The organism is Vibrio sp. B181a (assembly GCF_030248375.1).
Lineage (GTDB): Bacteria > Pseudomonadota > Gammaproteobacteria > Enterobacterales > Vibrionaceae > Vibrio > Vibrio campbellii.
Window position 1 is genome coordinate 91,487 of record NZ_JAHGAD010000001.1, and the last position, 23,988, is coordinate 115,474.

Consider the following 23,988-nt stretch of genomic DNA (forward strand, 5'->3'; position numbering starts at 1 on the left):
GAGAAGATGATTTGCCATTCTATTAGTGAAGGGGAGGTTGAGGCTTGCGCTAGCGCAGGCCGTTCTCGCCCGAAAGTCGCGATTTTTGGCGCGGGAATTTCAGGCTTAGCCGTCGCGCATAATTGTATAAAGCAAGGCTTTGATGTTGCCGTTTACGACAAGGAGCTCTACACCGGAGGCAAGTGCATTGGTACGGTAGATGATGGCGGCGTGGTGCATGAGCTCACACATCGACAGTTCTTCGCTAAAAACTACAACCTGATTAACTTTCTTAAAGAAATCCCCTCAGATTCAGGGAGTTGTTTAGATTCACTCTATCCTCAGAATGTTGTTCAATTCTCTTGGGCTCAAAGTAATAAGACGATACCGTTTCAGCGTAGCTATTTCACTCGCCTAGAAAAGTTGTGGGATGATGCAAAATCAGCTTATTCGATGCTCTATTCTCAAGTGCCCGTGAAGGACACGCTTTGGTTTAAGCAACGGCTACAAGCTCCTTACTCGATAGAAGATTTACTCGGCGTTTCTGTTCGTGATTTCTTCTCCTACGATACCCGTCCCAAGCTTGCTATCTTCTTGAGATCTGTATTGCTCGGATGGATCGGCGCAACCGATGATACGCCCGCACTGGCTATTTTGGATTTACTCAACAATAAAGAAGGAGAGTTGCATCCATTTGCTCCAGACGCCTACAGCTTGGGAATGGACAAACCAATTAGCGATGCGCTGATTAACCCGCTGACTCACCATCTACAAAAACAGGGCGTTCAATTTCATTTAGGCTACAAAGCACAAGCCATATACCCCAATAAGGCCCGAACACGAGTTGAAGGTGTTCGACTTCATACCGATAATACCGTTTTGGCCGATTATTATGTGTTTGCACTACCGGCTCACGTGACACAATCTCTGCTCGCTGAGACAAGTCCTGCTCTGAATTATGACTATGTGTTGAGTCACGGATTCCAGTTCTATTTTTCACGGGTACCTGCGGTATTGAAGAGTAGGACGGTTGGTTTGGTCCTCGATTCTCCTTGGGGGTTGAGTTATCACGTGACCACGCGAAATACGCCCCGAGGCGAAATGACGTGTTTGTCGGTGACGGCAACCGACCTTGATAATGCGCTTGGCCTTCTTTATCAAAAACCGATGCTGTCTTGTACAGAGCAGCAAGTTAAAGATGAGCTATTGTTTCAACTCTTCGGAAAACTAGATTTACTGGATCACTCGGCCTACAAAGGTTTCAGAGTGGGGCTAGGGGCTAAAATGGTCACGCCGCAAGAGCTGGATGCTCTGTATGCCGATCACTTTCATGGCGATGTCGTTATCAATGAAAGTGGCCAGCCTCGTTGCTGGGTCTTGCAACATGCATTAACGCAACCAACGGCTCAGAGTACGCTCTCGACTACCGTGAAACACTTCTCTAACGTCTTCTTAAGCGGCGAGTACTTGTCTGATCCAAGGCAAACTTGGCGAGTCCCTGTTACGCTAGAACGCTGCATTGAAACCGCCAATCTATGTGCGATGGATGTGGTTGCGCGAGCCCTCTCTGAGAGTGAGGAGAGTCAATGAAGTCACTGGTCTACTCCCCATTATCATGTGGGCTGTTTCTGATACTTTGCTTAGTTTATGGCAGTGGTTTTTATCTGCTTGTGCAAAGCTCCGTGTGGCTGACATTTGTGCTGACACTCATGTTGCCTGTGTTGTTTTGGCCGCTGACGAAGCCAGTAGAAAATTCCAATGAGATAAAGCGTATCCTTTGTCTAGAAACAGGCTTTAATCTGTTATGTTTCCTCGCTGTGAGCCAATGGGTAAGCGTGGAATACGTCGACAAAGGCTTGATCGTGTTTTTTGTCTTGCAGTCCGCTGGGTTTATCATGGTGCAAATCAAAAAGCAGGCTTATTTATCAGCACTGATATCGATGGTGCTGGCGGCGGCGATTGCATATTGGATACACATTGGTGCGCAAACCACTCTGCTAGGTGAAGGGAGCGTTCTGTTGTTTGGCGAGGCGGTGCCTTGGCAATTAAAACTGATTTATGGCTTTTGGTTAATGCAATTGTTGTTGGTGGAGTATCGTTCTGTTTTACCAAAACTTACGCTTGCGATTTGCCATATTGCATCCTTTGTTATTGCAATTGGCGCGGAGGATTTCTTCCATGCCCGCATCGTGACAGCCAGTCATCTTTTATTCCTCAGTTTGTGCTTTAACCTAAAGAGTTTGGATTGGGGAGGTGGCGATTTTGTCGTATCCACTCGGTTCAGTCGTTTTATTCAATTAAAGATGGTTAGAGAGCCCTTGTCTGAGTTCTTGCTCGGTATTGTTGTGATGACGTATCTCGGGATCTTTTTGATATAGCGAGCTTAGGGTTGTGTTTCTCACTCGCAACCCCCTCCAACTCCCCCTTGTATTGACATTGTTTGCTCAGCATTTGCATTTAGTGTCCAAGGGGGAGGGCTTTTCTTTGGCGCGATGAGGGAATTTATCTCCAACTTTTCGAGTTATTCCGGCAGGCCTAGTTGACATCAGGAGTCTCGCTTTAACCCGCTCCGACAGTTCCTCCCCTTTACCATAATGGCCTTTGTAGTCTCCTAAGTTACAGCCAAGGGGAGGTTAGGAGGGGTTGTTTCATCAAAACTTATCAAAACAAAAAAGGGTTGGCACTAGGCCAACCCTTTCTGATTCTTTAGCATTCAATTATTCGTAATCAGATGCGTAAGTTTCTTCGTAAGTGTGTGAGTAAAGCTCGAATAGGTTACCAAACGGGTCTTCCATGTAGATCATTTGAGCTTGTTTGCTGTCGTCTTCTGGGTGGTAGCGCATGATGTCCATGCGAGCTTTACCGCCAAACTCTTCAATACGTTTGATAGTTTGTGGGAACTGCTCTTTCGCTACTTGTAAACAGAAGTGGAAGATGCCTAGGCGAGAGAAGTCTACTTCGTGACGTTCTTGACGCTCTTTCATTTCAAACAGTTCAACACCGATACCGTCAGACGTCACTAGGTGAGCGATGTTGAAGCCTTTGAAGCCTTCACCGAATACGGCGATACACATACGACCGATTGCTGATTCGCGCTCTTCGATAACTTTTGTGTTGTTCATTACGATGCGAAGACCAAGCGCTTTAGTGTAGAACTCTACTGCTTTGTCCATATCGCCAACCATGATGCCTACGTGATTCATTTTCATAATTCTGCTCCAAAAAACTGTGATGTTTAATTCGTGTTTCGTTTCGATGGAGGTGAGTATATGGAGAAATTTTGATTACATGAAATTATCAATAATTTTTAAGATAATAATTTTTTGTTATTAAATAATGGAGAGAAGGGTAAACAAGCGTATCCTGCATGCTTATCAAATGGTTATCTTATAAATTTCTTTGTGTTTTGGGTTGTTTTATATCGATCGTGAATGGTTTGGTGAGGTAAACTTCTGGCCGAAGTTGCTGCTAGTTGTCTGTTTTTATTGATATTAACTAGTTGTGTTTGAACGTTGGTAGTTAGGGTTTTAGGCGAGCCTTCAATCTGAGCTCACATAAAAGGAATAATAATTTGTACATTTGGAAAACATCAAAGCTGTCTGAGGAACTAAAAGACAACAAAGTGCCAGACAGTGATTGGATAAAATACGCTTTAATATTCTTAATCTTTTATACGGTGACACCTTACTTGATGTTCTTGGCGCCGTATGTAAGCAATGAAGTTATGATAACCGAGGCGATTGGTATCTTAGTCGTGTCAATTTTGGGTGTAATAGTCACGTATAGAACGAATAATAGAGATGGTAAAACCTACATTCTTCGCTCTATCGCTTTATCTATCCCTTTGTCGTTTAGATTTGTCGCTTTATCTGTGCTTGTTGGGATGGCTATCGTCTCTTTCGACTTTGGCGCTCAACATTATTTTATCGTTGAATTACTTTCGACATTCTCTGTTATCGCTTTGCAAGCACTCTATTTTTGGCGTTTGAATGTTCATTTAAAGTACATCAACTCTTAGCTTTGTACTTTCTACTTTGGTTACAGGCTTTGTGATTAGGCATAGGACTGACTGACGATGAGCTCTCTTAGCCATTTATGGCTTGGGTCATTGTCGAGTTGTTTGTTCCAAAGTAGAAAGAACCCGCCTGGTTCCATCTCGATTGGGAGCGGCTTAATCACAATATCCGATTTGCCTTCGAACTCGCGGATGCTTTTGTAAGGATAGGTGAGCAATAAGTCGCTCTTCTCGCACAGTTTCACTGCGCTGGAAATATCGGACATGTTGACGGCGTTATCAATGCGCAGTCGTTTCGTATCCAAAACTTCATGTAATAGCCAACTAGATACGCCACCAGTGATGACTTGAATGTGGCGGTATTTCAAGAAGGTATTGAGGTTCCACTTTTCCTCTAACGCAGGGTGTCCTTTTCGCATGATACAAGCAGAGGTGTCACGCATGAGTTCGGCATAATTCAGTGTGTCGGGGATGGTATCGACATGGGTTTTAGAACGGGCATCAAACTCAAATATACCCACACCAAAATCGATCTCTCTTCTTTGTAGTCGAGTAATGCTGCCGTTACTCCAATCCTCACTTTTTATCGTGATCCTTGGCGCACTGGATAAGGCTTGAGGTAGAAAACGTGGGTAAATCGTGGAGTAGGCGGTTTCAATAAGGTCGATGCTAAAAACACGTGTCGAGCGTTCTGGGTCAAACTCTTCTGGCTCTCGGAGCTGATCAATTTGCATCAGAATCTGTTGCAGCTTGCTCTCTAGTGCTAGCGCTTTTGGTGTTGGTAGTAGACCTTTGGACTCACGTTCGAACAACGGGTCATCAAACTCTTGGCGCAATTTAGTCAGCTGTTTACTGACGGCCGATTGAGATAAGAATAGTTTCTCTGCAGTTCTGCTCACGCTGCGCTCTTGCAGTAAAACGTACAAGCAAATCAGCAGGTTCATATCATTTTTTATTAAGTGGGATAGATTTATCATGATATTCCTATCAGTCAACTTACGAGTTGAGGCTTATGAATAGAAACTATATCACTTAATTGAAATGAGTTAAGTCAGAAATACAGGGAGGGTCTTTAATCAAAGAATCAAAAGGTCGAGGTATTGGCTAAGTTCTTTCCTGATCTCTAACTCTGCTTCTGATAAGTATTTAGGTGTGTGTGCATCCACTACGGCAATGTTTTGTTCGCGAACTTGGTAGGTATCGCCGATGGCGTCAAAGACGCTACTTAGCAAGTTCATCGATTGTGACATCAAGGCTTCGCTCTCTTGCTGTGAGAGTCGTGGTTTAGCATCAAAACCAAGCGCGCAGAGGATGTCGTTAAAGTGCATTGCATAACCTGAGCCTGAGACATCAAATGTGGTGCTCTTGATGCCATCGGGGCTTTTCTCCCACAGATACGGGGGATGTTTGAGTGTGCCAAAACCAATCGCGATGATGCGCTTCGGATAGTGCAGCTCTAACCGTCTGTCCCAGATATCCCCCGCTTTTCCTGCCTCAATCAGTACTTCAATATTGCCCTCCGGCGAAGTGAGTTCCCCTTCGACATAGAGATGAGTTTCAGCGCCTTGTGTGTACTCCAATTGCGATTCACTAATCCGTTCGGCACAGGTTTGTTTTAGTTCAACCAGCGAGTCACCTATGCTGGATTTATGCAGGTAACGCACCAATCCTGCAATTGCGTGGATGCCCATATCAAAGCCGTAACCTCCTCCTCCGCTGGTGGTTAAGTTAAGTAGTTTTCTGGCGTTGAGTAATTCAATTCGGTTTTCAAAACGGAAGCCTTGGATTGCTTCATGACTGTCGATGGGGTTATCGGCAGCAATCGCAATGATCTTATTAGGCACTCCGTCAGGTAGTGCGATAGGTGAGCCAACAAAAAGTGCTTCAAGCGAAGGAGCAACCAAAGCCGTATCGATAAAGTAAAATTGTGCCCCGCGACGTTTAAGCTCAGGGATGACTTGGTTAAAGCCTCTATCTATTTCAGCCAGTGAGAAAGACGGTTTCTCAACCACAAACAGAAGGCCTTGAGTGTCGAGAGCATTACTCACTTGTTCAATAATGGAGAGATGTGTGCCAACTGGCGTGAGAACGAAGGCCGCAGCAACATCAGTATGTGAGTTAGCCTGTAAAAACGCATTAAGATTGGCGTAGCAAGCGGAGTAAGGTAATTGGAACTGAGATACAAAGGACTTGGGATGTTGAACTGCAGGATCGATAGCGACGATATCAAAGCGAGAGCCTAGGGTGTGCAGAAGGCTTTCATACAAACCCACCACAGACGATTTAGCGTTCCCTAGTCCACCAAATACTAATACGACCTTGTTCATAAGCGACTTCACCATCCACACAATTCACCGTGACAGACTAGCAAATTTTATTGGTAGACTAGCTACTTTTTACCAATCAATAGTCCCACATTTTGTTTTCGTAAATGTAACTTCGATGTGCAGAGGAAAGTGCGCAATTGTTAATCAGCTAAGGCCTCAATCGCTTGTTGGACGGAAGTAAAATGGATTTTGATGATGCAGCGCTGCGCTTGGGCAAACTCGTGTTTTTGAATAAGTTCTGTCACTTGCTGTATGCTCAATGTTTGTGGCAAAAGGTCCAATTCCACCGTGTTATTAGCACCATTTCTCAATGCAAAGCAATGGCCTTGCGTATCAATCACAATGTCATCCTGGCCCCAAATCAATGCTTGGCATTCGGCGTTTAACTGCTCTGATGAAGCTAAGTACACCAGTTCGTCGTCGCCATCGAGTTTGAGCAAACAAGGCCATGTGATCATTGCGTTACCTTAATATTTGGATTGAGTCATTTGAAGTTGAGCTCGAGCTAAACAAGCTACGTAAGGCAAGTACGATACACAAAGCCTTAAGAGAGCAAAAGGCTTTATGCTTGGTGTAATAGTTCGTTTTCAGTTGGCAGGTGTGCTTGCTTAAAAACTGGACCCCGGCTGTTGTAAGAATTCCACTTCTTCTGCGGTGCTATCACGGCCTAAAATTGTATTGCGGTGTGGGTAGCGACCAAAGCGATCGATGATCACTTTATGCTTTAGCTCGAACTCGTAATTAGATTCTCGCCCAAGAGCTTTGAACAGCTTCTCTGCCTCTTCATGAATTCGCTTAGATTCACTGTGCATAAATGGCATGTACAAGAAGCTGCGTTCAACGTCGGTCAATTCTTGGTCTAAGCCTAAACGAATTGCCTCTTGTGCCAAAGCAAGCGCGAGAGCATCTTGAGCAAAAGCTTTTGACGTATTGCGGTAAACGTTGCGAGAGAATTGGTCGAGCACGATGATCTCTGCCAGACGGCCTTGTGCGGTGTCTCGCCAGTCAAACAATTCAGATTGAGCGGCTTGCTCTAAGGTGGTGAGAAAGCGCGTTTCGATTTGTTTATCGACGTCGGCGTTGCTCACAAACCAGTCTTTTGGTTCCAATTCTTCAAACCAGAAAGTCAGGATATCTTGGTACATGGTTGCTTCCCTGATAGAAAAAGAGCTAGGAGTATAACCCCTAGCTCTTGGTTTCGCTTATCGACCGTAAGTCTCTTCGATGTAGCGCTCAAACTGATCGCACATCTGCTCGTCTGAGACTGAGTTGCTTGCAAGCTCTTTGCTGCCATCCACCACCTTGATGCTGGCATTTAAAGACGCTACTGGAGTACGTTCACGAGTTTGCAGCGAGGCAATTTTTTTCTGCTGCACTTCCCATGCTTGTTCTGGCGATAGGTTACATACGTCCGCCAGATACTTAGCGTTAAAGCCTTCACCCGTTAGGCTAACGATAGTCTCGTTGTGCGATAGGTGATTACCCGCATGCCAGTAATGTTTCGCCAGTAGCGGACCAATCTCTGGGTTGTCAGTCAGGTAGCCAAACTTGTCGAGGAAGTAAGCGCGAGTCTGGTAAACCGCCATGTGTGCTAGCAAGTAACCGTGGTAGGCACACGCTGCTTCATCAGACAGAAGGTGTGGAATTGCCATCAATGGGCGTGGGCTGCATTCCAAACCAAGAATTTGCTTTTCACAATCGCGTGCCAGTTTAGTGATGCGCTCTGGCGTCAGCTCTTCATCGCTTAATTGGTAAAGCGCACGTTCAAAATACGGCACAACCAAAATGCTGCGCTCTTCGTACGCTTTGAATGGCTGACGGCTGTTGATCATCGCTTGGATGATCTCATCTGGTACTGGGTTACCTTCTGCGTCCAACGCGTATTGTTTTAGCCAATCGGCATCGGTCAACAGGCTGTCACAGAACATGGATTGTGTTTCTGCGTATGCCATGGAAGTTGGTGCGAACTCTTGAGAGAAACACGGCGCGTTCATCTTCACGTTAGCGAAGTGTGCAGCGTGACCCCCTTCGTGGAACAGAGTATTGATGCCATCGTAGCCACTGCCAACTTGGTCTGGCTTCGCGTTACTGGTGAAGTTCACCTGTGCGGCAACCCATTCGCCTTGATTGTAGAACGATGGGATAGGACCATGGCAGAAACCATTCGGGTATTTGCCTTTGCGATCAAGCAGGTCTAGCGTCAGTTCTGCGCCTGAGTATTCGATATTTAGGCGACCGAATGATTCTACCCAGCGACGTAGTGATTTTGAGAACGGTACGTACGGGTCTAAGTCACGCATGACGTCACCCGCGAACGAGTAAACAAAGTTATAGCCAGTCAGTGCGCTTTGACCTTTTTGCTCAGCAAGGTTTGCCAAGCTGCTCAGGTGAGCATCGCGCGTGCGCTGTTCAAAGTCATCTAAGATGCTGAACAGTTGCTCTGAGCTCATCTTTTCCGTCTTCTTCACTGAGTAGTCAAAGAAGGTCTCGTAGCCCAAAGAGCGTGCGAATTGGTTACGCAGTTTGATCAGCTCAATAAAGCCGTTTTGTAGCAACCATTGCTCAAGGTCGAGCAGCGTTTGGTGCGCAGATTGACGCACTTCTTCGTGGTTATTCGCGCGAATGGTCGAAGACAATACTGGCAAAGAGCCCTCGGTTTGTTCACCGTTTTCATTGGTAAACGTCAGAACGTGATTTTGTTTTTTCTCGAACAACTCGGCTTCAAATGCAATCAAAGCATTCTTTTGCGCTTGAGCTTGTTCGCCTTCAATCGCATGCGATTCAAATGTTGCTAACCATCCTTGCAGACCAATTTGCGTTTGCTGTTTCTCTTGTGGATCAGCGATCGTCTCAGCCGCTTCAAGTTGCGCTCTGATAGCAGAGATTTGCTTGGCGTTGCTTAAGAAATTGGTCCAAGCGGTTTGTGCTTTTGTCGAACCATCGTGGTCGTCGCTGATGCCCATGTACGTCTCCCAAAAGAAATCTTCTTTGGTGCGATGGATAGCGAGGTAACGTTGGTTGAGGTCGTTTAGGTATTCCGTTGCAGTCATTTTGATCCTTCAAATGTTTGCTTTATTGAGGTTTTTATCGTCGTCGATTATTACACGCCTAAGCAGCAGAAAGGAATGCGAAATCCATTTGTCATGTTTATGGCTTGTAAACAGGAATTTACCGCACTTTTTACATGTGCGGGCGTCAGTCACAAAATCTTTCCGTTTTTGATTAGAAATCGTGGAGTGCAGTTTATAAAATTCGGTCTTTCGCAGTGGTGCTGAAAGTAAGGAAAATAGTAATGAAAACAAGAATAACAGTGGGCTTAATGGGGTTAACATTAGCAGGATGCTCAACGACGCCGCCAACCAATGACCAAGTGCAGATCATAGAAAAAAACTGCGCTGTGATACTGAGTGAATCGGCAAACTCAGAACAGCGTCAGAGTGCCTACAACCAGTTAATCGAAAGCTATGGCGAGCGTTATGTGGATGCCAACAATCCAAAACAGTCGACAAACTGGGACTTGTTTCGCCAAAACGTCATTCATGATGAGAATGGCCAGTTAACTCGAGAATTTATCGAAGTAAGTGACTGGGGCTGTGCGAATGGCAATTATCTTGAAGAGGTGCATCTGTTTGTAGAGGAAGCGCAAACCTCTGGTCTGTAATGAATAAGCCGAGCGATGGCTCACTCGGCTAAAAGGTTGTGGTCTTGTTGACGCGTATCCTAGAGATTATTCCTCAGGGTATTCGCCCATACCTTGCGTTTGCCCTTCTGCTTTCCAATGCTCGCCTGGGTCAAAGGCTTCATCGCATAGATCGACGGTGTAGCCCATCTCGGTAATTTCTTTCAGGGTGAGGTTGTCAGCAATTTTGGCAATGTCGCCCGCCTTGTTCCGCAGTTCCATAGTCTCCCTCCGGTCACTGTTTGGTTGTCGGTTCAAGTCGCGCCAAGTACAAAAACTTGGGTGGCTCGGCTATAAGTATAAGCAGTGATGCTCGACTTTACGGGCAGATAACCATAAATAATCTAAGGTTAATAGCGTGATGTTTCACTTTGGCGTTGATTTCAGTTCAATATCATGGCGATAGAAGACAAAGTGTGATTTATTGACGCCTCAATCGTGGAATTTTAGGAACGGAAATGGTGATTCTCGACCACACACTCGCGCAGCAAATCGTCGATCGCACCATGTCGATCATTGGTCATAACATCAATGTGATGAACGCGGCAGGTACCATTATTGGTAGCGGCGATGCTGAGCGCATTGGTCAAAAGCATGATGGTGCAGTGCTGGCGCTGAATCATGGTGACTCGCTAGAGTTGGATGAGCAAAGTTGCCAATCATTGCAAGGCGTGAAACCGGGCATCAATATGCTGCTGCACTTTAAAGGTGAAGTGGTGGGCGTGGTGGGTGTCACTGGCAACCCTGAGCACATCAGAGCATTCGGTCAGTTAGTGAAGATGACAGCGGAACTGACGATTGAGCAAGCTTCGCTGGTGGAGCAATTGCAGTGGGATCGCCGTCATCAAGAAGAGTTTGTTTCAGCATGGTTGAACCAACAGCTTGGCGATTCTGAGTTGCACGATTGGGCGCAGCGCCTTTCCATCGATTTAGCAACACCACGAGTTGCTGTCGTAATTGAGCTTAAGGCAGAGAGTGCTCCCGTTAGTTTGAACAGTGTGCGCGGCCTAGTTGACGTGCTGTATTGCTCTGAAGATAAGCCGTTGGTGGCGATCATGTCGATGAATGAAATTGTCGTTCTAAAGCCTTTACGTTCCTCTTCGAATAGCGACCAAAGTGTGCTCGAGAGCATTCAGCGCCGCTTAACGGCCAATCAAATTGATGATGTCCGCTTCGCGATTGGGCAACGTTTTGATGGCGCACAACAGCTTCCTCTTTCCTACCTAAGTGCCAAGCAGGTGCTTACTGTCGGTCGTCGTTCTCATCCAGAACAAACCATGCTGAGCTTTTCTGAATATCGCTTACCTGTGTTACTCGCTCCTTTAGCCGATTCTTGGCAAGGTGAACAACTCGTTCAAGCGATGGCTACTTTGGTTTCGGCAGACAAATCTGGACAGTTAGTAAAAACCTTAGAAGCGTATTTTCAAGCCAATGGTAACGCCAATGATTGCGCTAAGGTTCTGTATATTCATAGAAATACCTTGAGATATCGTCTGGATAGAATCAGTGAAGTGACGGGCATCTCGACGCAAGATTTTACGGGATTGACCGAGCTGTATATCGCAAGCCAGTTAAGAAAGCTAAATTAGCCATTTGTGCAAGTGCACAAAATAATTCAAGCATAGTTAGTATTGTTTGGATGTTTGACTAAAGAATATGCCAAGTTTTTAAGTGAGAATAGCCACATTGATGACCTGCGACTTGTCGCTCGCAGCGTGCTGTTTTCAGGAGAATGAAATGAAAGTTGTGATTGCCCCAGATTCGTTTAAAGAGAGCTTGACCGCCAAACAAGTGAGTGACGCGATCAAGACGGGTTTGTCTCGTGTTTGGCACGATGCAGAATTCGTTACGGTGCCTGTTGCTGATGGTGGTGAAGGGACCGTTCAATCTTTGATTGATGCGACTGAGGGCGAGCAGGTTTTCGTGACCGTAAAAGGCCCACTTGGCAATGATGTTGAGGCGTTTTACGGCATTCTAGGTGACGGTGAAACCGCAGTGATCGAGATGGCAGAGGCAAGTGGTTTGCACCTCGTGCCAAGTAAGCAACGTGACCCGAAAAACACCAGCAGCTTTGGTACTGGCCAGTTAATTCTAAACGCCCTTGATCGCGGTATTAAACGCTTGATCATCGGCTTGGGTGGCAGCGCAACCAATGACGGCGGCACGGGTATGCTAGCGGCTTTAGGTGTTAAGCTTCTGGACAGCGCTGGTCAGCCAATCACACCTAATGGTGGCGGCTTAGTTGAGCTAGCAAGCATTGATGTGTCTGGGCTTGACGCTCGTTTAGCGGACTGCGAAGTGCTGGTGGCATGCGATGTGGACAACCCATTATGTGGCGAGAAAGGTGCGTCAGCGATTTTTGGCCCACAGAAGGGGGCGACGCCGGCGGATGTTGAGCTGTTAGATTCTGCTCTAAGCAAATACGGTGAACTGACAGAGCAAGTGACAGGCAAGCATGTGCTGACTCAAAAAGGCGCGGGCGCCGCCGGTGGTATGGGCGCAGCGTTGCTTGGTTACTTACCAGCACGACTGAAGCCGGGTATCGAGATTGTATTAGACACCGTAAAACTCGCAGAGCATGTAGCTGACGCTGATATTGTCTTTACTGGCGAAGGCCGTATTGATCACCAAACTGTGCATGGCAAGACACCAATGGGTGTGGCTAAAGTGGCAAAAGAGTATGGTTTGCCTGTCATTGCCTTAGCAGGTTGCACAGGTGATAACTTCCAAGCCGTCTACGAGTGCGGTATTAACGCAGTATTTGTATGTGTACCACGCGCAATGAGCTTACCAGAAGCTATGGAAGAAGCCGACGTGAACCTTACGAACTTGGCCGAAAACGTAGCCAGATTGTGGCAATTACCTCGCTAACACTCCGTGTTTGGTTGAGCAGATAGCTCAGAAAAATCATATCAAAGCCTCCAAGTTGCGGAGGCTCTGTTGTTTCTGGTGCTGAATGTTTGGAACGGAATGCTGGGAACGAAATATCTGGAGCGACTACTTGGCGTGTTGGGCAATCAGTGTTGCCAGCGTTTCCATTGCAGGTAGCCAGTTTTTCTCCGCTCCAAAGTTCGCTACGCTGAGACGAATGCAGTTTTGATACTGTCCCTGAGTGCCAAATACCGAGCCGGGCAGAATACTGATTTTGCGTTCGTTACAGGCTTGATAAAGCGCATAGCTGTCAGTCTTGGGTGGCAAGCGTAACCAAAGCAAGAATGAACCTTGTACTGCATTGATTTGGTAGCGGTTTTTTAGTTCAAAGTGTGCATCCAAGCATTGGTTGAGCATCTGCAAATATCGTCTCACGTTGGCTTGGTAAACACGGCACATACGCGCGGTGTGAGTGCGGTATTTGCCTGAGGTTAGGAAAGTGCCCACCGCCGATTGCATCAAGTTCAAACTGCCCATGTTTTCACATAACAGATATTGCTCGACTTGAGCGCGATAACGTCCCGCTAGCATCCAACCAATACGAAGGCGTGAATCGAGCGTTTTCGATAACGAGTTGACGTAAATCACTCGTTGCTTCTCGTCTAATTTGCGTAAGCTTGGCAAGGGTTTGTCGTAACTCAACGCACCAAACACGTCATCTTCAATGATTGGAATATCTCCAGAAACCTTAAGCAGTTGTTCACGCCTTTCAAGAGGCATCATTGAGCCTGTTGGGTTGGTGAAGTTTGGCGTGACAATAATGACTTTGATCTCCCACGTCGCCATGGCTTTTTCTAGCGCGTCTGGATCCATACCATCACGAGGACAACTAGGGATCTCGACCACTTGTAAACCGAGAGATTCGAGCATCAACAAGTTACCGAAATAGCAGGGGGATTCCACTGCCACAATGTCCCCTGTCTGTGTTGTTGCTCTGAGGGCAAGACTGATCGCTTGCTGTGCACCATGGGTGACCAAAAGATCATCCACGTTTGCAGGCGTTCCCAGATCTTGGGTGATCTTCGCCAGCTGTTTGACCAATAAGTCATCACCCGGTGGCAGTTGATAATGGCTGGAAATATGGCTTTGTTGGCGACTCTGGCGGCCAATTTCGGCATACAGGCTTTTGATGGCTGGCGCGTCAATGTTTGGGTGTGCTGAGCCGGTCGGAAGCTGCTCTTGATACTCAGGGTAGGTGAGGATTTGTTTGCACACCGAGAGCAAATCCACGCGTGTAGGCTTAGCGATCTTGGCTTCATGTCGCTCAGTTGGTTTTACTCGATAACCAGATTTTGGCACCGAATAAACCATGCTTTGTGCTTCTAGTTCCTGATAAGCGCGGATCACTGTGTTCTTGCTTACCTTGAGTTCAGTGCTCAATTGACGGATGGAAGGCAACTTGTCGTCTGGCTGATACACCCCATTGCTGATCGCTTGTTTGAGATGCTTCTCGACGATCAAATACTTATTGGCATCAAGTGTACTTGCTATATCTGTACCCATAAAAACACTTCCATCTGTCACTTTTTGAAAACACTGTACCTAACTACATTAGCAACATTCGAGATTAAAAACATTCAAGATTTAAAAGTAAGTAGAGTGAGGGCAAATCATGTTAGTCAGAGCCATTCCTTTTGTGTTCGTGATCCTTTGGGCTTCTGGATTTGTTGGTGCGCGATTTGGTTTGCAGTATGCCGAGCCTGCGACCTTGTTGTCGATTCGCATGGCATTTAATGTCCTGTTGTTTTTGGTGATTGTGGCTTTTCTGCGTCGTCGCATTCCAACGGGAAAAGACTTTTGGCACAGCTGCGTTGTCGGAATATTGATTCACGGCTTTTACCTGGGCGGAACGTACTTCGCCATCAGTTTGGGAATGCCGGCGGGCTTAAGCTCACTACTCGTCGGAATACAGCCTATTTTAACGGCGGTGTTGCTGGTGGCGTTCGCTTCTGAGCAGTTCAAACCATCACAGTGGATTGGTTTGTCCTTGGGTTTTGTCGGTATTGCTATGGTGCTTATGGGGAAAATGGAGTGGCAATCCGATTTGCACAAAACCTTAGCGATTGGTGTGTGCTTGTCGTCGTTGTTTGGTATTACGCTTGGCACTTTGTATCAAAAGAAATATTGCCAACAAGTGGATATGGTAGGCGGCGCGACGGTGCAGTATTTGGCGGCATTGGCCATGTTCCTGCCAATCGCGATGCAGTTTGAAACCATGCAGGTGCAATGGACGACGGAGTTCATTCTTACCTTAATCTGGCTTGTGGTCGTGCTGTCCTGTGTGGCGATTCTGCTGTTGCTTTACATGGTGAAGAATGGTGCGGCATCGAGTGTTGCTTCTGTGTTCTACCTTGTGCCTCCGACCACGGCGCTTCAAGCTTGGTTTGTCTTCGGTGAGTCGTTGGATTGGATGGGCATTATTGGCTTTGTATTAGCGGCGACAGCGGTCTACTTAGTGGTGAAAAAGCCTGAGCTACCAATGTTTAAATCAAAGGTTGCAAAGCAGAAACGTAAAATATACCTAAATTAGGTAGGGACATTTGCGTGCCAGAGAGTACAATCCGGCTCCTTACATGTTTGTGGAGTCGGATGATGACCGTCAAGCCAGATCGAATGAGCGCGATGCGCAATATCATTGAACAAGTCAAAGCAGAATTACCGATTTATGAACCCGAGACCTTTGTTTGCGGGCCAGAGGGACAATGCATTGGTTGCCCTAAAAAATTGTTGGAAATGGTAGATTCTGAACTGAGCTATTGGGAATCTGCAATGGATCGCGGTATCACGCCTCAGTTTGATGAAATCCGTCGATTCGGCAAAATGTGCACTAGCGTACGCCGAGGCTTAATCCGCAATAACGTGCCGCTGCTCAACGCCTAATCCAATCGGAATAAAAGTGAAGTAAACGATATTTTTAAATACATCAAAAGTACTAACTAATATCAATTCTTATTTTAGAAACAGTCGCTTGCAGGGCTTTGGCCTGCGTCAAGGCTTTGAATTCAGTCGAATTTTTACGCCGCTTCTACTGCTTTTTTCAATGTAATTTGGCGGTCACTCTCAAGTTCTCGATTCCCTCGTTTTTTCTTATCATTTGCGCGTTTCTCTGCGTAATTTCAGCGATATATTGGCTCGGCTCTCACATGGATGTGGGAGCGAACCCCTATCATCTGTCTGTATGCTGAGAGTCAAAAGTGAAAACAAAAGGATTTACGTTGATGGAAATCACCATCGTCTTAGCAACCTTGGGTTCCATTGCTCTCGCCGCCTTGCCAATTCTGCTCGATATTCACCGTCAAGCTTACGTTTCAATGTTGCACAGTTCGCAGTCTTCTTTGGGGACGTCTCTTAAGTTCTTCCACGCCAAAGTGATGATTGATGATGCGCAGGAGCGCAGACAAATGACGTACATTGATCATCAAGTGAACATGCTCAGTGGGATGCCAGAAGCAAGTGCAAATAGCATACGAGCGTTACTAGAGATTGGTCTGCCTGCCAAAGGCAACTCACCCATTGATAAGCCGTGTAAAGGCAGTGATTTTTGCATCATGGGGAATCAATTTCCAAACAGTGCCCATTTTGTCACGATTCCGGAGTATCAGTTTGCTGATCATTCAGGATTAGATCGTGTCGTGTATATTTGGCCGCAAGGGTACACCTTGGAACGTGAAGCGTGCTATTTCTATTACGTTAATCAAGCGTCGACTCGCTCGGTGGTAAGAGGGCATGTTACAGAAGGTTGCTAGACATCAAGTAAACTGACGTGAGTAGAAAAGTACAAAGCCCCAAGTGCAGAACTTAGGGCTTTGTTAATTCTTGGGTTGGAAAAACTTAGCGAAGTGCTAAATCTCTGCGACCAACTTTTTTAGCAAGCGAAGCATCTCTTGTTGCTCTGCTGGCTCTAACGGACTCATCAGCTCTTTATTAACAGCCAGTGGAATTGGCAACAAGGTTTCTTTGAGGCTTCGTCCCTCTTCCGTTAGATAAATACGGAACGAGCGGCGGCTGTTTGGATCGGGATGGCGCTCTACCAAACCTAATTTCTCCAACTTGTCTAAGGTACGAGTCGTGGTCGAGTTTTCTACCTTAGATTTTGCTGCGATATCGCGCTGCGTCACGCCTTCTTCTTCCCACAAACACATCATGGTCGGCCAAAGTGCAACGGTAAGTCCGTGCTTTTTGAGCTCGGCTTCAAATCGCTTCGCTGCATCGTGTGCAACGACATTGATCATCCAGCCAAAGCTGTCTTGTCTGTCAAACTGTTCGCTCATTTTCTTACTCTTATGATAAAGCAACGATTGCCATGGTAACCAATGTTGCAGCAACTAGCACCCCTAAAGCACGGCTTTGCGGCGCGAGATAGACAATTTTCTGTTCCGTGATGAGCGCCTGCTTGTTCATTTGGGTTTGTTTACCTGTGATCATCGCTTTCAATAAGGGTTTACCTCTTAGTTTATAGAAAAGGATCGCACCAACATGTAAGGCGATCAGTAAAGGCAAAAGATCGGCCAAGGTCAGATGTAACCACTCAAGCCCTGTAAACACGTTGTCGTTAAGCCAAACATCGGAATATGGCCACGTATCGAATAAGCCGCCAAGCGCCATTCCCGAGATACATTGAAGCAGCAATGTCGTTAGTAATGCCGCCACCATCCGGCCGCCTGCAGGATTATGACCCACAGTCACCGCCGATTTACCTTTTAAGTAAGTAATGACACCTTTAGGCGAGCGGAGAAACTGTCGAAACAAACTGGTTTCGCTGCCGATAACTCCCCAAGTTAATCGCCATAACAACAAAGTGAATAACGCTAATCCCAATTGAACATGAGGCCCATTGCCAGACAATCCAGATGCCATCAAGGCTATAAACAGTAAGGCTTGAGCCCAGTGATAAAGTCGCGTTGCTAAATCCCAAATTTTCATAATTACCTCGATCTTTTCTCGGTGTGATGATCTTCTTTACGGTAATTTACACAACAATAGTTGCGTACGCAATGATTGTTGTGTAAATTTATTTGCAACCACACAGCAATAACGAAAAACCAGGAGAACGAAATGAAAAAGACATTGGCACTGATTGCACTTTTACCAACCATCTTTGTATCAACAACAGTGTTTGCCCAAGACTTCAGCGCTCAAATTGAATCGCGTCAGAATACATTTGAGCAAATAGAGTCCCTGTCGAAACAAGCCGGTAAGACATTGAAAGGCAGCAATACCGATTGGCTCGCGCTAGAACAGATTGGTGTTGAACTCACACGTCACAGCGCGCAACTGCAACAAGCGTTTCCAGAGGGAAGCCAAGCTGAGAGCAAAGCGAAGAAAGAAGTGTGGAGCAAACCAGATAACTTCAATCGCTTGATGCTGCAAATGGATGAAGGGTTTGCACAGTTGTATCAAGCTGCGCAGAACCAACAAGTTTCATCGGCTGAGGCAGGACTTAAGCAAGCTCAGAGTACTTGCCGAAGCTGTCATCGTGCATACCGCAGTCGTTGGTAATCAATCGAACCACAACATTGAATTTATATCGAAGCAAAAAAGAAAATCGTTAAGTGAAAGGTAACCTTATGAAAAAACTCATTCTATTAAGCACGCTTACTGTGGCTTCTTTCTCTAGCTTTGCTGCTGATTACGGCGTGGAGCTCGTTTGGAACACCAATGATTCGGAACAGGTTCTCAAAACACTGCCAGAGCAGAAAGCGGCCTTTAGCCAACTGATCGAACAAGGTGATGTGAAAGACATGTTTGTTTTACCAAGCAGTATTGATGGTAAACCAGTACAGATTTTGCGTTTCGTGTTGTCGGCAAATAACGAGGCGGAAGTTGCCACTAAATTGCAGGACTTACCTATGTATCAGCAAGATTTGGTGAAGATCGCGAGCATTCAACCACTAGGAGCTAAATGGTTAGACAACACGCCAGAAAGTGATAACTACAGTGTGACGTTACGTTGGAAAGAGGGCATTGAGGCGTTAGAAATGGACCGTGTATTAGGTGTCGATCTGCAGCGAGTGATCAGCTTGAACAACTCCGGCTTAGTCACCTCGTCTTACATCAATACCCAAGTGTTGGACAATGGTGTTGAGCGTCCGATTTACTCCGTCGCCGTATTGGCGAAAGATGCCCAACAGGCGCAAAACCTGATGTACTCTTTTGAAGCGGTACAGCTTGGCTATGCGACTTTTGAAATTGAATACTTGGGTAAAAAGTTGGATATGAAAAGCTAACTAAGCCTTTATGTTTAAAGGTCTAGATACAGACGCAGCATGTCTTTGTGCTGGATACCGTTCTCCCAAATTGGTTCTGGGTAGTGGAGTAAGAAGTGATCTTTATCCACGCTCTCTACCCTGAAACCCAAGCGTTGGTAGTAAGTCAGTTGATAACCAAACGTCCCCGTTCCTAATATCAACTTTTGAAAAGATTGGCCTTTTAACTCTTCAATGGCAAATCGCAATAAATCTGAGCCAATACCACGTTGCTGATGAGTAGGTGCGACTGAGACGTTCATGATTTCAGCCTGCGTTTCTGAAAGCGGCGACACCACACACGCTCCGACGATCTGGTTCTCTTCTACCGCAACAAAGCCCAATGAACAGGCAAGATAGCGATTAACATTGTCTTGGTCTGGATCGGCTTCCAATAGCAAAGCCATCGGGATTTGATTTGGCGATAAAGGTTTATATTCAATCATCACAAGTACGCGGTAAATATTGGGTTCAGCTCAGTATATCGCAAAGGCAATGTGGTCTTGCTACTAGAATCAACTTACGGATGCTTTAAGACCATTTTCTGACTCATCAGATATTTGCCGTTGGGCAGCAGCACTTCACCCAGCTCGCCGCAATGCTCGAAGCCAAATTTTTCATACAAGGTAATCGCTCGCCGATTGCTCTTATAAACGTGAAGCGCGATGGTGTCATAGCCATATTCCCAGCCGCTTTGAATAGCAGTCTCAAGTAGCTTCTTTCCTAGCCCATGGTTTCGATATTGTTGGTCTATATGAATGCCGAGGAAGCCAGTTTTGGCAAATTCACCACCTTCGTAGCCACACATTTCAGCTGGGAAAATTTCAATGCTGCCGACTAAGCGTTTTTCATCAAAGGCCACAAACTGGGGAATGGATTCTTTTTCTACACGAGTAATTACCTTGCTTAATATCGCTTTTTTTGGCGCGGGAGAACGTAAGTATTCGCCTTCCTCATAAACGCTATTCCAAAGCGCAATAAAGTGTTCGATATCGTTGAGTGTAATCGGTCTTATCTGCATTTATCTTCCTTGATTGGTGCATAAAGTTTAGCGGCTTAAGTGTATTTGTGTGTATGTCGGTCAGGTACGTAGTAACTCGGACAAACAACGTATTTGATTTGGGATTGGTTTGCTTGGCGCAGGGAGGTTTTTAGGGTTGAACCAAATGACGTTTAAGCCTGCGTCCATTGCTGGGTAAATGTCTTTTTCAGGTAAGTCACCTACCATGATGAGTTGACTTGGTTCAGCACTCAATTGCTCTGCGACCGCAAGATAAAAATCAGGCTGATTCTTGGCAATACCAAGGTTTGCAAAGCAAAAGTAGCCAGAGAGGTATTGGTCGAGTCCAACTCGTTGAAAGGCTTTTTGTACATCTTCCATCGCTGAATCTGATGCGCTGGTCGCGATATAAACTTGGTGATGTTGTGTGAGTTGCGCCAAAGTCTCTTTGGCTTGAGGAACGGTTTCAACGTGTTCCCAATCGCACATTTTTCCTTGTGCGTGAGGAAAATCGACCATCAAGGTGTTTCCCCAATCGAAAAGATAAATCATGTTCGAATCTCCTTTATTCGTACATCATATCGTCTTTTCGAAAAGGGAAGGAAAGTGTGAAAGATAAATGCGATTCACGTAAGCTTTAATGCTGAAATTCGCTTAAATGTCGTGATCGTTACAAACATTTCATCATAAGGCGGGAGTTGGGAACAAACCCCAGCTTGTCGTAAAACTGCTGCGCATTGTGGTTGAACTCCATGACTTCTAAGCGGACTTGAGTTGCACCTGACTCGCGTGCCCATTGTTCAACGGCCGCCATTAAGGCTCGGCCAACGCCTTTTGACTTCTGATTTTCATCGACGACGATGGTGCCAATGCGGCAAATCGGGTCTTTGATTAAAAAGCTGATGGTTTCATTTTGGGTAATGGTTGCGGTTATAAAACCAAGTACTTGTTGGCCTTCCTCTGCAACGAGAAACAATCGTTCTTCATCAGCTAACATATTAATCAAAAATGTTCGGTCTTCTTCTGATGGAGCAACAAATGCCTGTGGTGCATAAAGGTGGTGAAGCTCGTTGATCTGTTTGTTTAAATCAAAAAGTGTGTCGAGATCGTCGGGTGTCGCTGATCTGATTTTCATTACTGTTCCTTAATTTCCGCCAGCTAGATCGATAAACGAACCTGTGACATAAGACGCTTCATCACCGAGTAGCCACGCGATGGCATTGGCCACTTCATCTACCGTGCCCCCTCGTTTGAGAGGGATTCTTTCACTGAGCCTGTCGACTCGATTCGGCTCGCCTCCATCTGCATGGATATCGGTGTAAATACAGCCTGGGCGAACCCCGTTAACACGGATGTTTTGTTCCGCCAACTCTAACGATAACCCCTTGGTGAGCGAGTCCATTGCACCTTTTGAGGCAGCGTAATCAACGTATTCAAATGGCGCACCAGAGCGGGATGCGGCAGAAGAAACATTAACAATCGCATTGCCAGATTCAAATCGTTTTGCTGCTTCTCGGCAACAGAGAAAGCAGCTAGTGACATTAGCGTTCATAACAGTTTGGAATCGCTCAAGACTCATGTCCGCAAGACGAGATTGGGTGAACAAGATGCCAACATTGTTGACGAGGTGGGTGACTTTTCCCAGTGCTTGTTCGGTTTGTTCAAACAATGAGAGTACCTGTCGCTCATCGGAAACATCCGCTTTGATGGCGATGGCTTTACCGCCAACCTCCTCAATCTCACGAACAACTTGCGCGGCAGCCTCGGCTTGCGCGCGATAGTTAACGCATACGGCATAGTCTTGTTTGGCGAGTAATTTGGCGGTTGCGGCTCCGATGCCTCGGCTTGCGCCTGTGATAATGACTACTTTCTGCAAAATACGTCCTTACTTTTTGTCACGAATATTAATTCTGTAGAGAATATTATTTTTGTAATGAATAGAGCTTATCTGCGTACTTTTTCCCGCCTATTTCATAGGCTTCAGGGATGGTCTCGGTGAGTGTGAAACCACATTTTTCCAGCACTCGTTCAGAGCCAATATTGCCCTCTGTGACCGTGGCGGAAAACTGAGAAATCTTGTGCTGCTCAAACGCCCACTCAATCACACCGGTAAGGGATTCCGTACCAAACTGTTGGCCATAAAATTCTGGCAGCAATAAATACCCGACTTCAGCAATACCATCTTGCAATACAAAGCCTGTGATGCCGATTGGTCGTGCGCTTTGTTTTTCATAAATCACCAAACATAACCAATGCTCGCTTTGCGGTGTCCATGCAGGTAACCGCGATTCGAACTTTTGGCGCATTTCCTCATCGGTCGGTGGGTCAAAACAAAGCGCGATGATTTGTGGTTCGCTACTCAAGCGGCGATACAGATCCCAATCACTTTTTGTTAGCGGTTTAAGCTCAGTTCTTGGGGTAGAAATGGGTAGAGATAACACGTTTGAATCGCCTCCATGTGATCGAGTTTTCATATCTCACACAAACATATCAAAAGTGCTTTGATAAACAACACCTATCGTTATGACGAATAGGTTCGGTCAAGAAAGATTTTTTGGAAATATGGAATATGCTAAGGAGTCTCTCAATAACGAAAAATAAGTCACCACCTAGGTGGGACGTATGACTCAGATCAATTACCAAATACTACTAAAGAGGTAAATATGCGACAAAGCATGTAACTTTGTGAGTATTTATTTCCAATTATGTCAATTAAAAAACGTTATATCGCCGCAATGGTGGCAGTGGGTATTGGTGTGGGCTGGCTAACTTTAGGTGGTACCGCAGCAGTGATGCATTACACATCTGACACTGAGTTCTGTCTCTCTTGTCACTCTATGGAAATCCCTTACAAAGAGTACCAAGGCTCAGTGCACTTTAGTAACGCTAAAGGTATTCGCGCAGAATGTTCGGACTGTCACATTCCGAAAGAGCCAATGGATTACTTGGTCACTAAGATCCGCGCTTCAAAAGACATCTACCATGAGTTTGTAACAGGTAAGATCGACACGCCAGAGAAGTACGAAGCACACCGTACTGAACTTGCAGAGATGGTTTGGGAGCAGTTCCGTGAAAACGATTCGGCAACCTGTCGTTCTTGTCATGATTTCGATGCAATGGAAGAGTACGAGCAATCACGTGATGCGGCGAAGATGCACGCATACGGCAAAGCGAATGATCAAACGTGTATCGACTGTCACAAAGGCGTAGCGCACTTCGCTCCAGAAGCGGAACTTGATAGCAAGGCGTTTGAAACACTGATGAGCTTCACAACCAAAACAGCAGCTGACGCGAAAGTGGTTTACCCAGTGACGTCTATCAGCATGGGTGACTTTGGTACAGTGAACCCAACAACCAAACTGAACGTTGTGAAAGCGGAAGGTGACAACCGCACTGTGAAGATCAATGCATTCCAAATGAAAGGCGCAGAGCAAGTGCTTTACATGGGTGAAGGTCAACGCGCGATTGTTGCAACACTATCTGAACAAGGCCAACAAGCAGTTGAGGCTGGCGAGTTCAAAGCAGACGTATACGGCAACGAGTGGCGTCCTGTTGCTCTAACGGCAACGATCGATTCTCCAGTGGTTGATACGCTAGAGCCGGTTTGGTCATACGCAGAAGAGTTGGACAACGTTTACTGTGCAACTTGTCACGCGAAAATTCCTTCAAATCACTTTACTGTGAACGCATGGGGTCCTGTAGCGAAGAGTATGGGTGATCGCACTGATATTTCAGCAGAAAACCTAGAAATTTTGACTAAGTTCTTCCAGCACCACGCGAAAGATGTGGTTGGTCACTAATAGAGAAATAGA

Annotated in this window: 28 protein-coding genes; 12 read left to right on the forward strand and 16 right to left on the reverse strand. The window is 46.0% G+C overall.

Annotated elements, in window-relative coordinates; translation table 11 throughout:
• The first annotated feature begins 6 nt into the window (after positions 1–6).
• Both KIO97_RS00450 and KIO97_RS00455 read left to right on the forward strand, forming a co-directional pair.
• Positions 7–1,569, forward strand: a complete 1,563-nt coding sequence (locus KIO97_RS00450; protein WP_285380437.1) for an NAD(P)-binding protein — start codon at positions 7–9, stop codon at positions 1,567–1,569.
• Positions 1,566–2,357 carry a hypothetical protein gene (locus KIO97_RS00455; protein WP_285380439.1) on the forward strand — a complete coding sequence of 264 codons (792 nt, stop codon included), beginning with the start codon at positions 1,566–1,568 and terminating at the stop codon, positions 2,355–2,357. Before KIO97_RS00450 ends, KIO97_RS00455 begins: the two co-directional genes overlap by 4 nt.
• 339 nt (positions 2,358–2,696) lie before the next feature.
• Here the strand turns inward: KIO97_RS00455 and KIO97_RS00460 are convergent, their stop codons facing one another.
• Positions 2,697–3,188, reverse strand: coding sequence for a VOC family protein (locus tag KIO97_RS00460; protein ID WP_005428296.1), 492 nt, complete (start codon positions 3,186–3,188; stop codon positions 2,697–2,699).
• Between the two features lie 362 nt (positions 3,189–3,550).
• Here KIO97_RS00460 and KIO97_RS00465 point away from each other — a divergent pair, with 362 nt between their 5' ends.
• Positions 3,551–3,997 (forward strand): hypothetical protein, encoded by a 447-nt coding sequence (locus KIO97_RS00465; RefSeq protein ID WP_010645458.1) that lies wholly within the window; start codon positions 3,551–3,553, stop codon positions 3,995–3,997.
• 35 nt (positions 3,998–4,032) lie between these two features.
• Here KIO97_RS00465 and KIO97_RS00470 read toward each other — a convergent pair whose 3' ends face one another.
• The 5 genes from KIO97_RS00470 to KIO97_RS00490 all read right to left on the reverse strand — a co-directional run bounded on the left by KIO97_RS00470 (position 4,033) and on the right by KIO97_RS00490 (position 9,371).
• The gene (locus tag KIO97_RS00470) at positions 4,033–4,971 is read right to left on the reverse strand and encodes a LysR family transcriptional regulator (protein ID WP_005428457.1); all 939 of its coding nucleotides are present in this window, start codon (positions 4,969–4,971) and stop codon (positions 4,033–4,035) included.
• A 99-nt stretch (positions 4,972–5,070) separates the two neighbouring features.
• The gene (locus KIO97_RS00475) at positions 5,071–6,321 is read right to left on the reverse strand and encodes a hypothetical protein (RefSeq protein ID WP_285380441.1); all 1,251 of its coding nucleotides are present in this window, start codon (positions 6,319–6,321) and stop codon (positions 5,071–5,073) included.
• Between the two features lie 140 nt (positions 6,322–6,461).
• The gene (locus KIO97_RS00480; protein ID WP_285380442.1) at positions 6,462–6,779 is read right to left on the reverse strand and encodes a DUF4144 family protein; all 318 of its coding nucleotides are present in this window, start codon (positions 6,777–6,779) and stop codon (positions 6,462–6,464) included.
• Positions 6,780–6,929: 150 nt separating this feature from the next.
• Positions 6,930–7,466: a DUF924 family protein gene (locus KIO97_RS00485; protein WP_285380444.1), complete on the reverse strand. Its 537-nt coding sequence runs from the start codon at positions 7,464–7,466 to the stop codon at positions 6,930–6,932.
• A gap of 57 nt (positions 7,467–7,523) precedes the next feature.
• Positions 7,524–9,371, reverse strand: coding sequence for a M3 family metallopeptidase (locus KIO97_RS00490; RefSeq protein WP_285380446.1), 1,848 nt, complete (start codon positions 9,369–9,371; stop codon positions 7,524–7,526).
• Between the two features lie 242 nt (positions 9,372–9,613).
• Between KIO97_RS00490 and KIO97_RS00495 the strand changes: the two genes are divergently transcribed.
• A complete protein-coding gene (locus KIO97_RS00495; protein ID WP_285380447.1) occupies positions 9,614–9,982 on the forward strand; it encodes a hypothetical protein in 369 nt (122 codons plus the stop codon).
• Between the two features lie 66 nt (positions 9,983–10,048).
• Here KIO97_RS00495 and KIO97_RS00500 read toward each other — a convergent pair whose 3' ends face one another.
• Positions 10,049–10,222 (reverse strand): hypothetical protein, encoded by a 174-nt coding sequence (locus KIO97_RS00500; protein ID WP_005428284.1) that lies wholly within the window; start codon positions 10,220–10,222, stop codon positions 10,049–10,051.
• Positions 10,223–10,458: 236 nt separating this feature from the next.
• Here KIO97_RS00500 and KIO97_RS00505 point away from each other — a divergent pair, with 236 nt between their 5' ends.
• Together KIO97_RS00505 and KIO97_RS00510 are read left to right on the forward strand one after the other, a co-directional pair.
• Positions 10,459–11,589: a sugar diacid recognition domain-containing protein gene (locus KIO97_RS00505; RefSeq protein ID WP_285380449.1), complete on the forward strand. Its 1,131-nt coding sequence runs from the start codon at positions 10,459–10,461 to the stop codon at positions 11,587–11,589.
• 148 nt (positions 11,590–11,737) lie between these two features.
• Entirely contained in the window at positions 11,738–12,871 is a 1,134-nt protein-coding gene (locus KIO97_RS00510; protein WP_285380451.1) for a glycerate kinase, read from the forward strand.
• A 126-nt stretch (positions 12,872–12,997) separates the two neighbouring features.
• Here KIO97_RS00510 and KIO97_RS00515 read toward each other — a convergent pair whose 3' ends face one another.
• Positions 12,998–14,434, reverse strand: a complete 1,437-nt coding sequence (locus tag KIO97_RS00515; RefSeq protein WP_285380453.1) for a PLP-dependent aminotransferase family protein — start codon at positions 14,432–14,434, stop codon at positions 12,998–13,000.
• 109 nt (positions 14,435–14,543) lie between these two features.
• Between KIO97_RS00515 and KIO97_RS00520 the strand changes: the two genes are divergently transcribed.
• The 3 genes from KIO97_RS00520 to KIO97_RS00530 all read left to right on the forward strand — a co-directional run bounded on the left by KIO97_RS00520 (position 14,544) and on the right by KIO97_RS00530 (position 16,677).
• Positions 14,544–15,461: a DMT family transporter gene (locus KIO97_RS00520; RefSeq protein WP_285380454.1), complete on the forward strand. Its 918-nt coding sequence runs from the start codon at positions 14,544–14,546 to the stop codon at positions 15,459–15,461.
• 62 nt (positions 15,462–15,523) lie between these two features.
• A complete protein-coding gene (locus KIO97_RS00525) occupies positions 15,524–15,811 on the forward strand; it encodes a hypothetical protein (RefSeq protein ID WP_005428383.1) in 288 nt (95 codons plus the stop codon).
• A gap of 338 nt (positions 15,812–16,149) precedes the next feature.
• The gene (locus tag KIO97_RS00530; RefSeq protein ID WP_047476975.1) at positions 16,150–16,677 is read left to right on the forward strand and encodes a hypothetical protein; all 528 of its coding nucleotides are present in this window, start codon (positions 16,150–16,152) and stop codon (positions 16,675–16,677) included.
• A gap of 96 nt (positions 16,678–16,773) precedes the next feature.
• On the opposite strand, the gene KIO97_RS00535 is transcribed toward KIO97_RS00530, so the two are convergent.
• Positions 16,774–17,202, reverse strand: coding sequence for a MarR family winged helix-turn-helix transcriptional regulator (locus KIO97_RS00535; RefSeq protein ID WP_045371010.1), 429 nt, complete (start codon positions 17,200–17,202; stop codon positions 16,774–16,776).
• Between the two features lie 10 nt (positions 17,203–17,212).
• Positions 17,213–17,854 carry a cytochrome b/b6 domain-containing protein gene (locus tag KIO97_RS00540; protein WP_285380458.1) on the reverse strand — a complete coding sequence of 214 codons (642 nt, stop codon included), beginning with the start codon at positions 17,852–17,854 and terminating at the stop codon, positions 17,213–17,215.
• Positions 17,855–17,986: 132 nt separating this feature from the next.
• Here KIO97_RS00540 and KIO97_RS00545 point away from each other — a divergent pair, with 132 nt between their 5' ends.
• Entirely contained in the window at positions 17,987–18,430 is a 444-nt protein-coding gene (locus tag KIO97_RS00545; RefSeq protein WP_285380460.1) for a cytochrome c, read from the forward strand.
• 68 nt (positions 18,431–18,498) lie between these two features.
• Positions 18,499–19,158: a hypothetical protein gene (locus KIO97_RS00550; RefSeq protein WP_285380462.1), complete on the forward strand. Its 660-nt coding sequence runs from the start codon at positions 18,499–18,501 to the stop codon at positions 19,156–19,158.
• 14 nt (positions 19,159–19,172) lie between these two features.
• On the opposite strand, the gene KIO97_RS00555 is transcribed toward KIO97_RS00550, so the two are convergent.
• From KIO97_RS00555 to KIO97_RS00580, 6 genes are all read right to left on the reverse strand, one after another.
• Positions 19,173–19,622, reverse strand: a complete 450-nt coding sequence (locus KIO97_RS00555) for a GNAT family N-acetyltransferase (RefSeq protein ID WP_045370999.1) — start codon at positions 19,620–19,622, stop codon at positions 19,173–19,175.
• 74 nt (positions 19,623–19,696) lie between these two features.
• Positions 19,697–20,197, reverse strand: a complete 501-nt coding sequence (locus tag KIO97_RS00560) for a GNAT family N-acetyltransferase (RefSeq protein ID WP_285380464.1) — start codon at positions 20,195–20,197, stop codon at positions 19,697–19,699.
• 60 nt (positions 20,198–20,257) lie between these two features.
• The gene (locus KIO97_RS00565; protein ID WP_182052947.1) at positions 20,258–20,728 is read right to left on the reverse strand and encodes an HAD family hydrolase; all 471 of its coding nucleotides are present in this window, start codon (positions 20,726–20,728) and stop codon (positions 20,258–20,260) included.
• 118 nt (positions 20,729–20,846) lie between these two features.
• A complete protein-coding gene (locus tag KIO97_RS00570; RefSeq protein WP_285380465.1) occupies positions 20,847–21,311 on the reverse strand; it encodes a GNAT family N-acetyltransferase in 465 nt (154 codons plus the stop codon).
• A gap of 9 nt (positions 21,312–21,320) precedes the next feature.
• Positions 21,321–22,052, reverse strand: a complete 732-nt coding sequence (locus KIO97_RS00575) for an SDR family oxidoreductase (protein WP_285380466.1) — start codon at positions 22,050–22,052, stop codon at positions 21,321–21,323.
• Positions 22,053–22,098: 46 nt separating this feature from the next.
• The gene (locus KIO97_RS00580; RefSeq protein ID WP_285380468.1) at positions 22,099–22,650 is read right to left on the reverse strand and encodes a GNAT family N-acetyltransferase; all 552 of its coding nucleotides are present in this window, start codon (positions 22,648–22,650) and stop codon (positions 22,099–22,101) included.
• A gap of 231 nt (positions 22,651–22,881) precedes the next feature.
• Between KIO97_RS00580 and KIO97_RS00585 the strand changes: the two genes are divergently transcribed.
• Complete coding sequence (locus KIO97_RS00585; protein ID WP_285380470.1) at positions 22,882–23,976, forward strand: NapC/NirT family cytochrome c; 1,095 nt, start codon at positions 22,882–22,884, stop codon at positions 23,974–23,976.
• Positions 23,977–23,988 lie beyond the last annotated feature (12 nt).

Bases quoted from the DNA above. Each gene is read 5' to 3' on its own strand.
- KIO97_RS00565 (WP_182052947.1), bottom strand. From the start codon at position 20,728: ATGATTTATCTTTTCGATTGGGGAAACACCTTGATGGTCGATTTTCCT.
- KIO97_RS00495 (WP_285380447.1), top strand. From the start codon at position 9,614: ATGAAAACAAGAATAACAGTGGGCTTAATGGGGTTAACATTAGCAGGA.
- KIO97_RS00540 (WP_285380458.1), bottom strand. From the start codon at position 17,854: ATGAAAATTTGGGATTTAGCAACGCGACTTTATCACTGGGCTCAAGCC.
- KIO97_RS00505 (WP_285380449.1), top strand. From the start codon at position 10,459: ATGGTGATTCTCGACCACACACTCGCGCAGCAAATCGTCGATCGCACC.
- KIO97_RS00545 (WP_285380460.1), top strand. From the start codon at position 17,987: ATGAAAAAGACATTGGCACTGATTGCACTTTTACCAACCATCTTTGTA.
- KIO97_RS00560 (WP_285380464.1), bottom strand. From the start codon at position 20,197: ATGCAGATAAGACCGATTACACTCAACGATATCGAACACTTTATTGCG.
- KIO97_RS00510 (WP_285380451.1), top strand. From the start codon at position 11,738: ATGAAAGTTGTGATTGCCCCAGATTCGTTTAAAGAGAGCTTGACCGCC.
- KIO97_RS00570 (WP_285380465.1), bottom strand. From the start codon at position 21,311: ATGAAAATCAGATCAGCGACACCCGACGATCTCGACACACTTTTTGAT.
- KIO97_RS00555 (WP_045370999.1), bottom strand. From the start codon at position 19,622: ATGATTGAATATAAACCTTTATCGCCAAATCAAATCCCGATGGCTTTG.
- KIO97_RS00585 (WP_285380470.1), top strand. From the start codon at position 22,882: ATGTCAATTAAAAAACGTTATATCGCCGCAATGGTGGCAGTGGGTATT.
- KIO97_RS00530 (WP_047476975.1), top strand. From the start codon at position 16,150: ATGGAAATCACCATCGTCTTAGCAACCTTGGGTTCCATTGCTCTCGCC.
- KIO97_RS00470 (WP_005428457.1), bottom strand. From the start codon at position 4,971: ATGATAAATCTATCCCACTTAATAAAAAATGATATGAACCTGCTGATT.
- KIO97_RS00500 (WP_005428284.1), bottom strand. From the start codon at position 10,222: ATGGAACTGCGGAACAAGGCGGGCGACATTGCCAAAATTGCTGACAAC.
- KIO97_RS00455 (WP_285380439.1), top strand. From the start codon at position 1,566: ATGAAGTCACTGGTCTACTCCCCATTATCATGTGGGCTGTTTCTGATA.
- KIO97_RS00520 (WP_285380454.1), top strand. From the start codon at position 14,544: ATGTTAGTCAGAGCCATTCCTTTTGTGTTCGTGATCCTTTGGGCTTCT.
- KIO97_RS00580 (WP_285380468.1), bottom strand. From the start codon at position 22,650: ATGAAAACTCGATCACATGGAGGCGATTCAAACGTGTTATCTCTACCC.
- KIO97_RS00475 (WP_285380441.1), bottom strand. From the start codon at position 6,321: ATGAACAAGGTCGTATTAGTATTTGGTGGACTAGGGAACGCTAAATCG.
- KIO97_RS00490 (WP_285380446.1), bottom strand. From the start codon at position 9,371: ATGACTGCAACGGAATACCTAAACGACCTCAACCAACGTTACCTCGCT.
- KIO97_RS00550 (WP_285380462.1), top strand. From the start codon at position 18,499: ATGAAAAAACTCATTCTATTAAGCACGCTTACTGTGGCTTCTTTCTCT.
- KIO97_RS00480 (WP_285380442.1), bottom strand. From the start codon at position 6,779: ATGATCACATGGCCTTGTTTGCTCAAACTCGATGGCGACGACGAACTG.
- KIO97_RS00535 (WP_045371010.1), bottom strand. From the start codon at position 17,202: ATGAGCGAACAGTTTGACAGACAAGACAGCTTTGGCTGGATGATCAAT.
- KIO97_RS00485 (WP_285380444.1), bottom strand. From the start codon at position 7,466: ATGTACCAAGATATCCTGACTTTCTGGTTTGAAGAATTGGAACCAAAA.
- KIO97_RS00450 (WP_285380437.1), top strand. From the start codon at position 7: ATGATTTGCCATTCTATTAGTGAAGGGGAGGTTGAGGCTTGCGCTAGC.
- KIO97_RS00515 (WP_285380453.1), bottom strand. From the start codon at position 14,434: ATGGGTACAGATATAGCAAGTACACTTGATGCCAATAAGTATTTGATC.
- KIO97_RS00460 (WP_005428296.1), bottom strand. From the start codon at position 3,188: ATGAAAATGAATCACGTAGGCATCATGGTTGGCGATATGGACAAAGCA.
- KIO97_RS00525 (WP_005428383.1), top strand. From the start codon at position 15,524: ATGACCGTCAAGCCAGATCGAATGAGCGCGATGCGCAATATCATTGAA.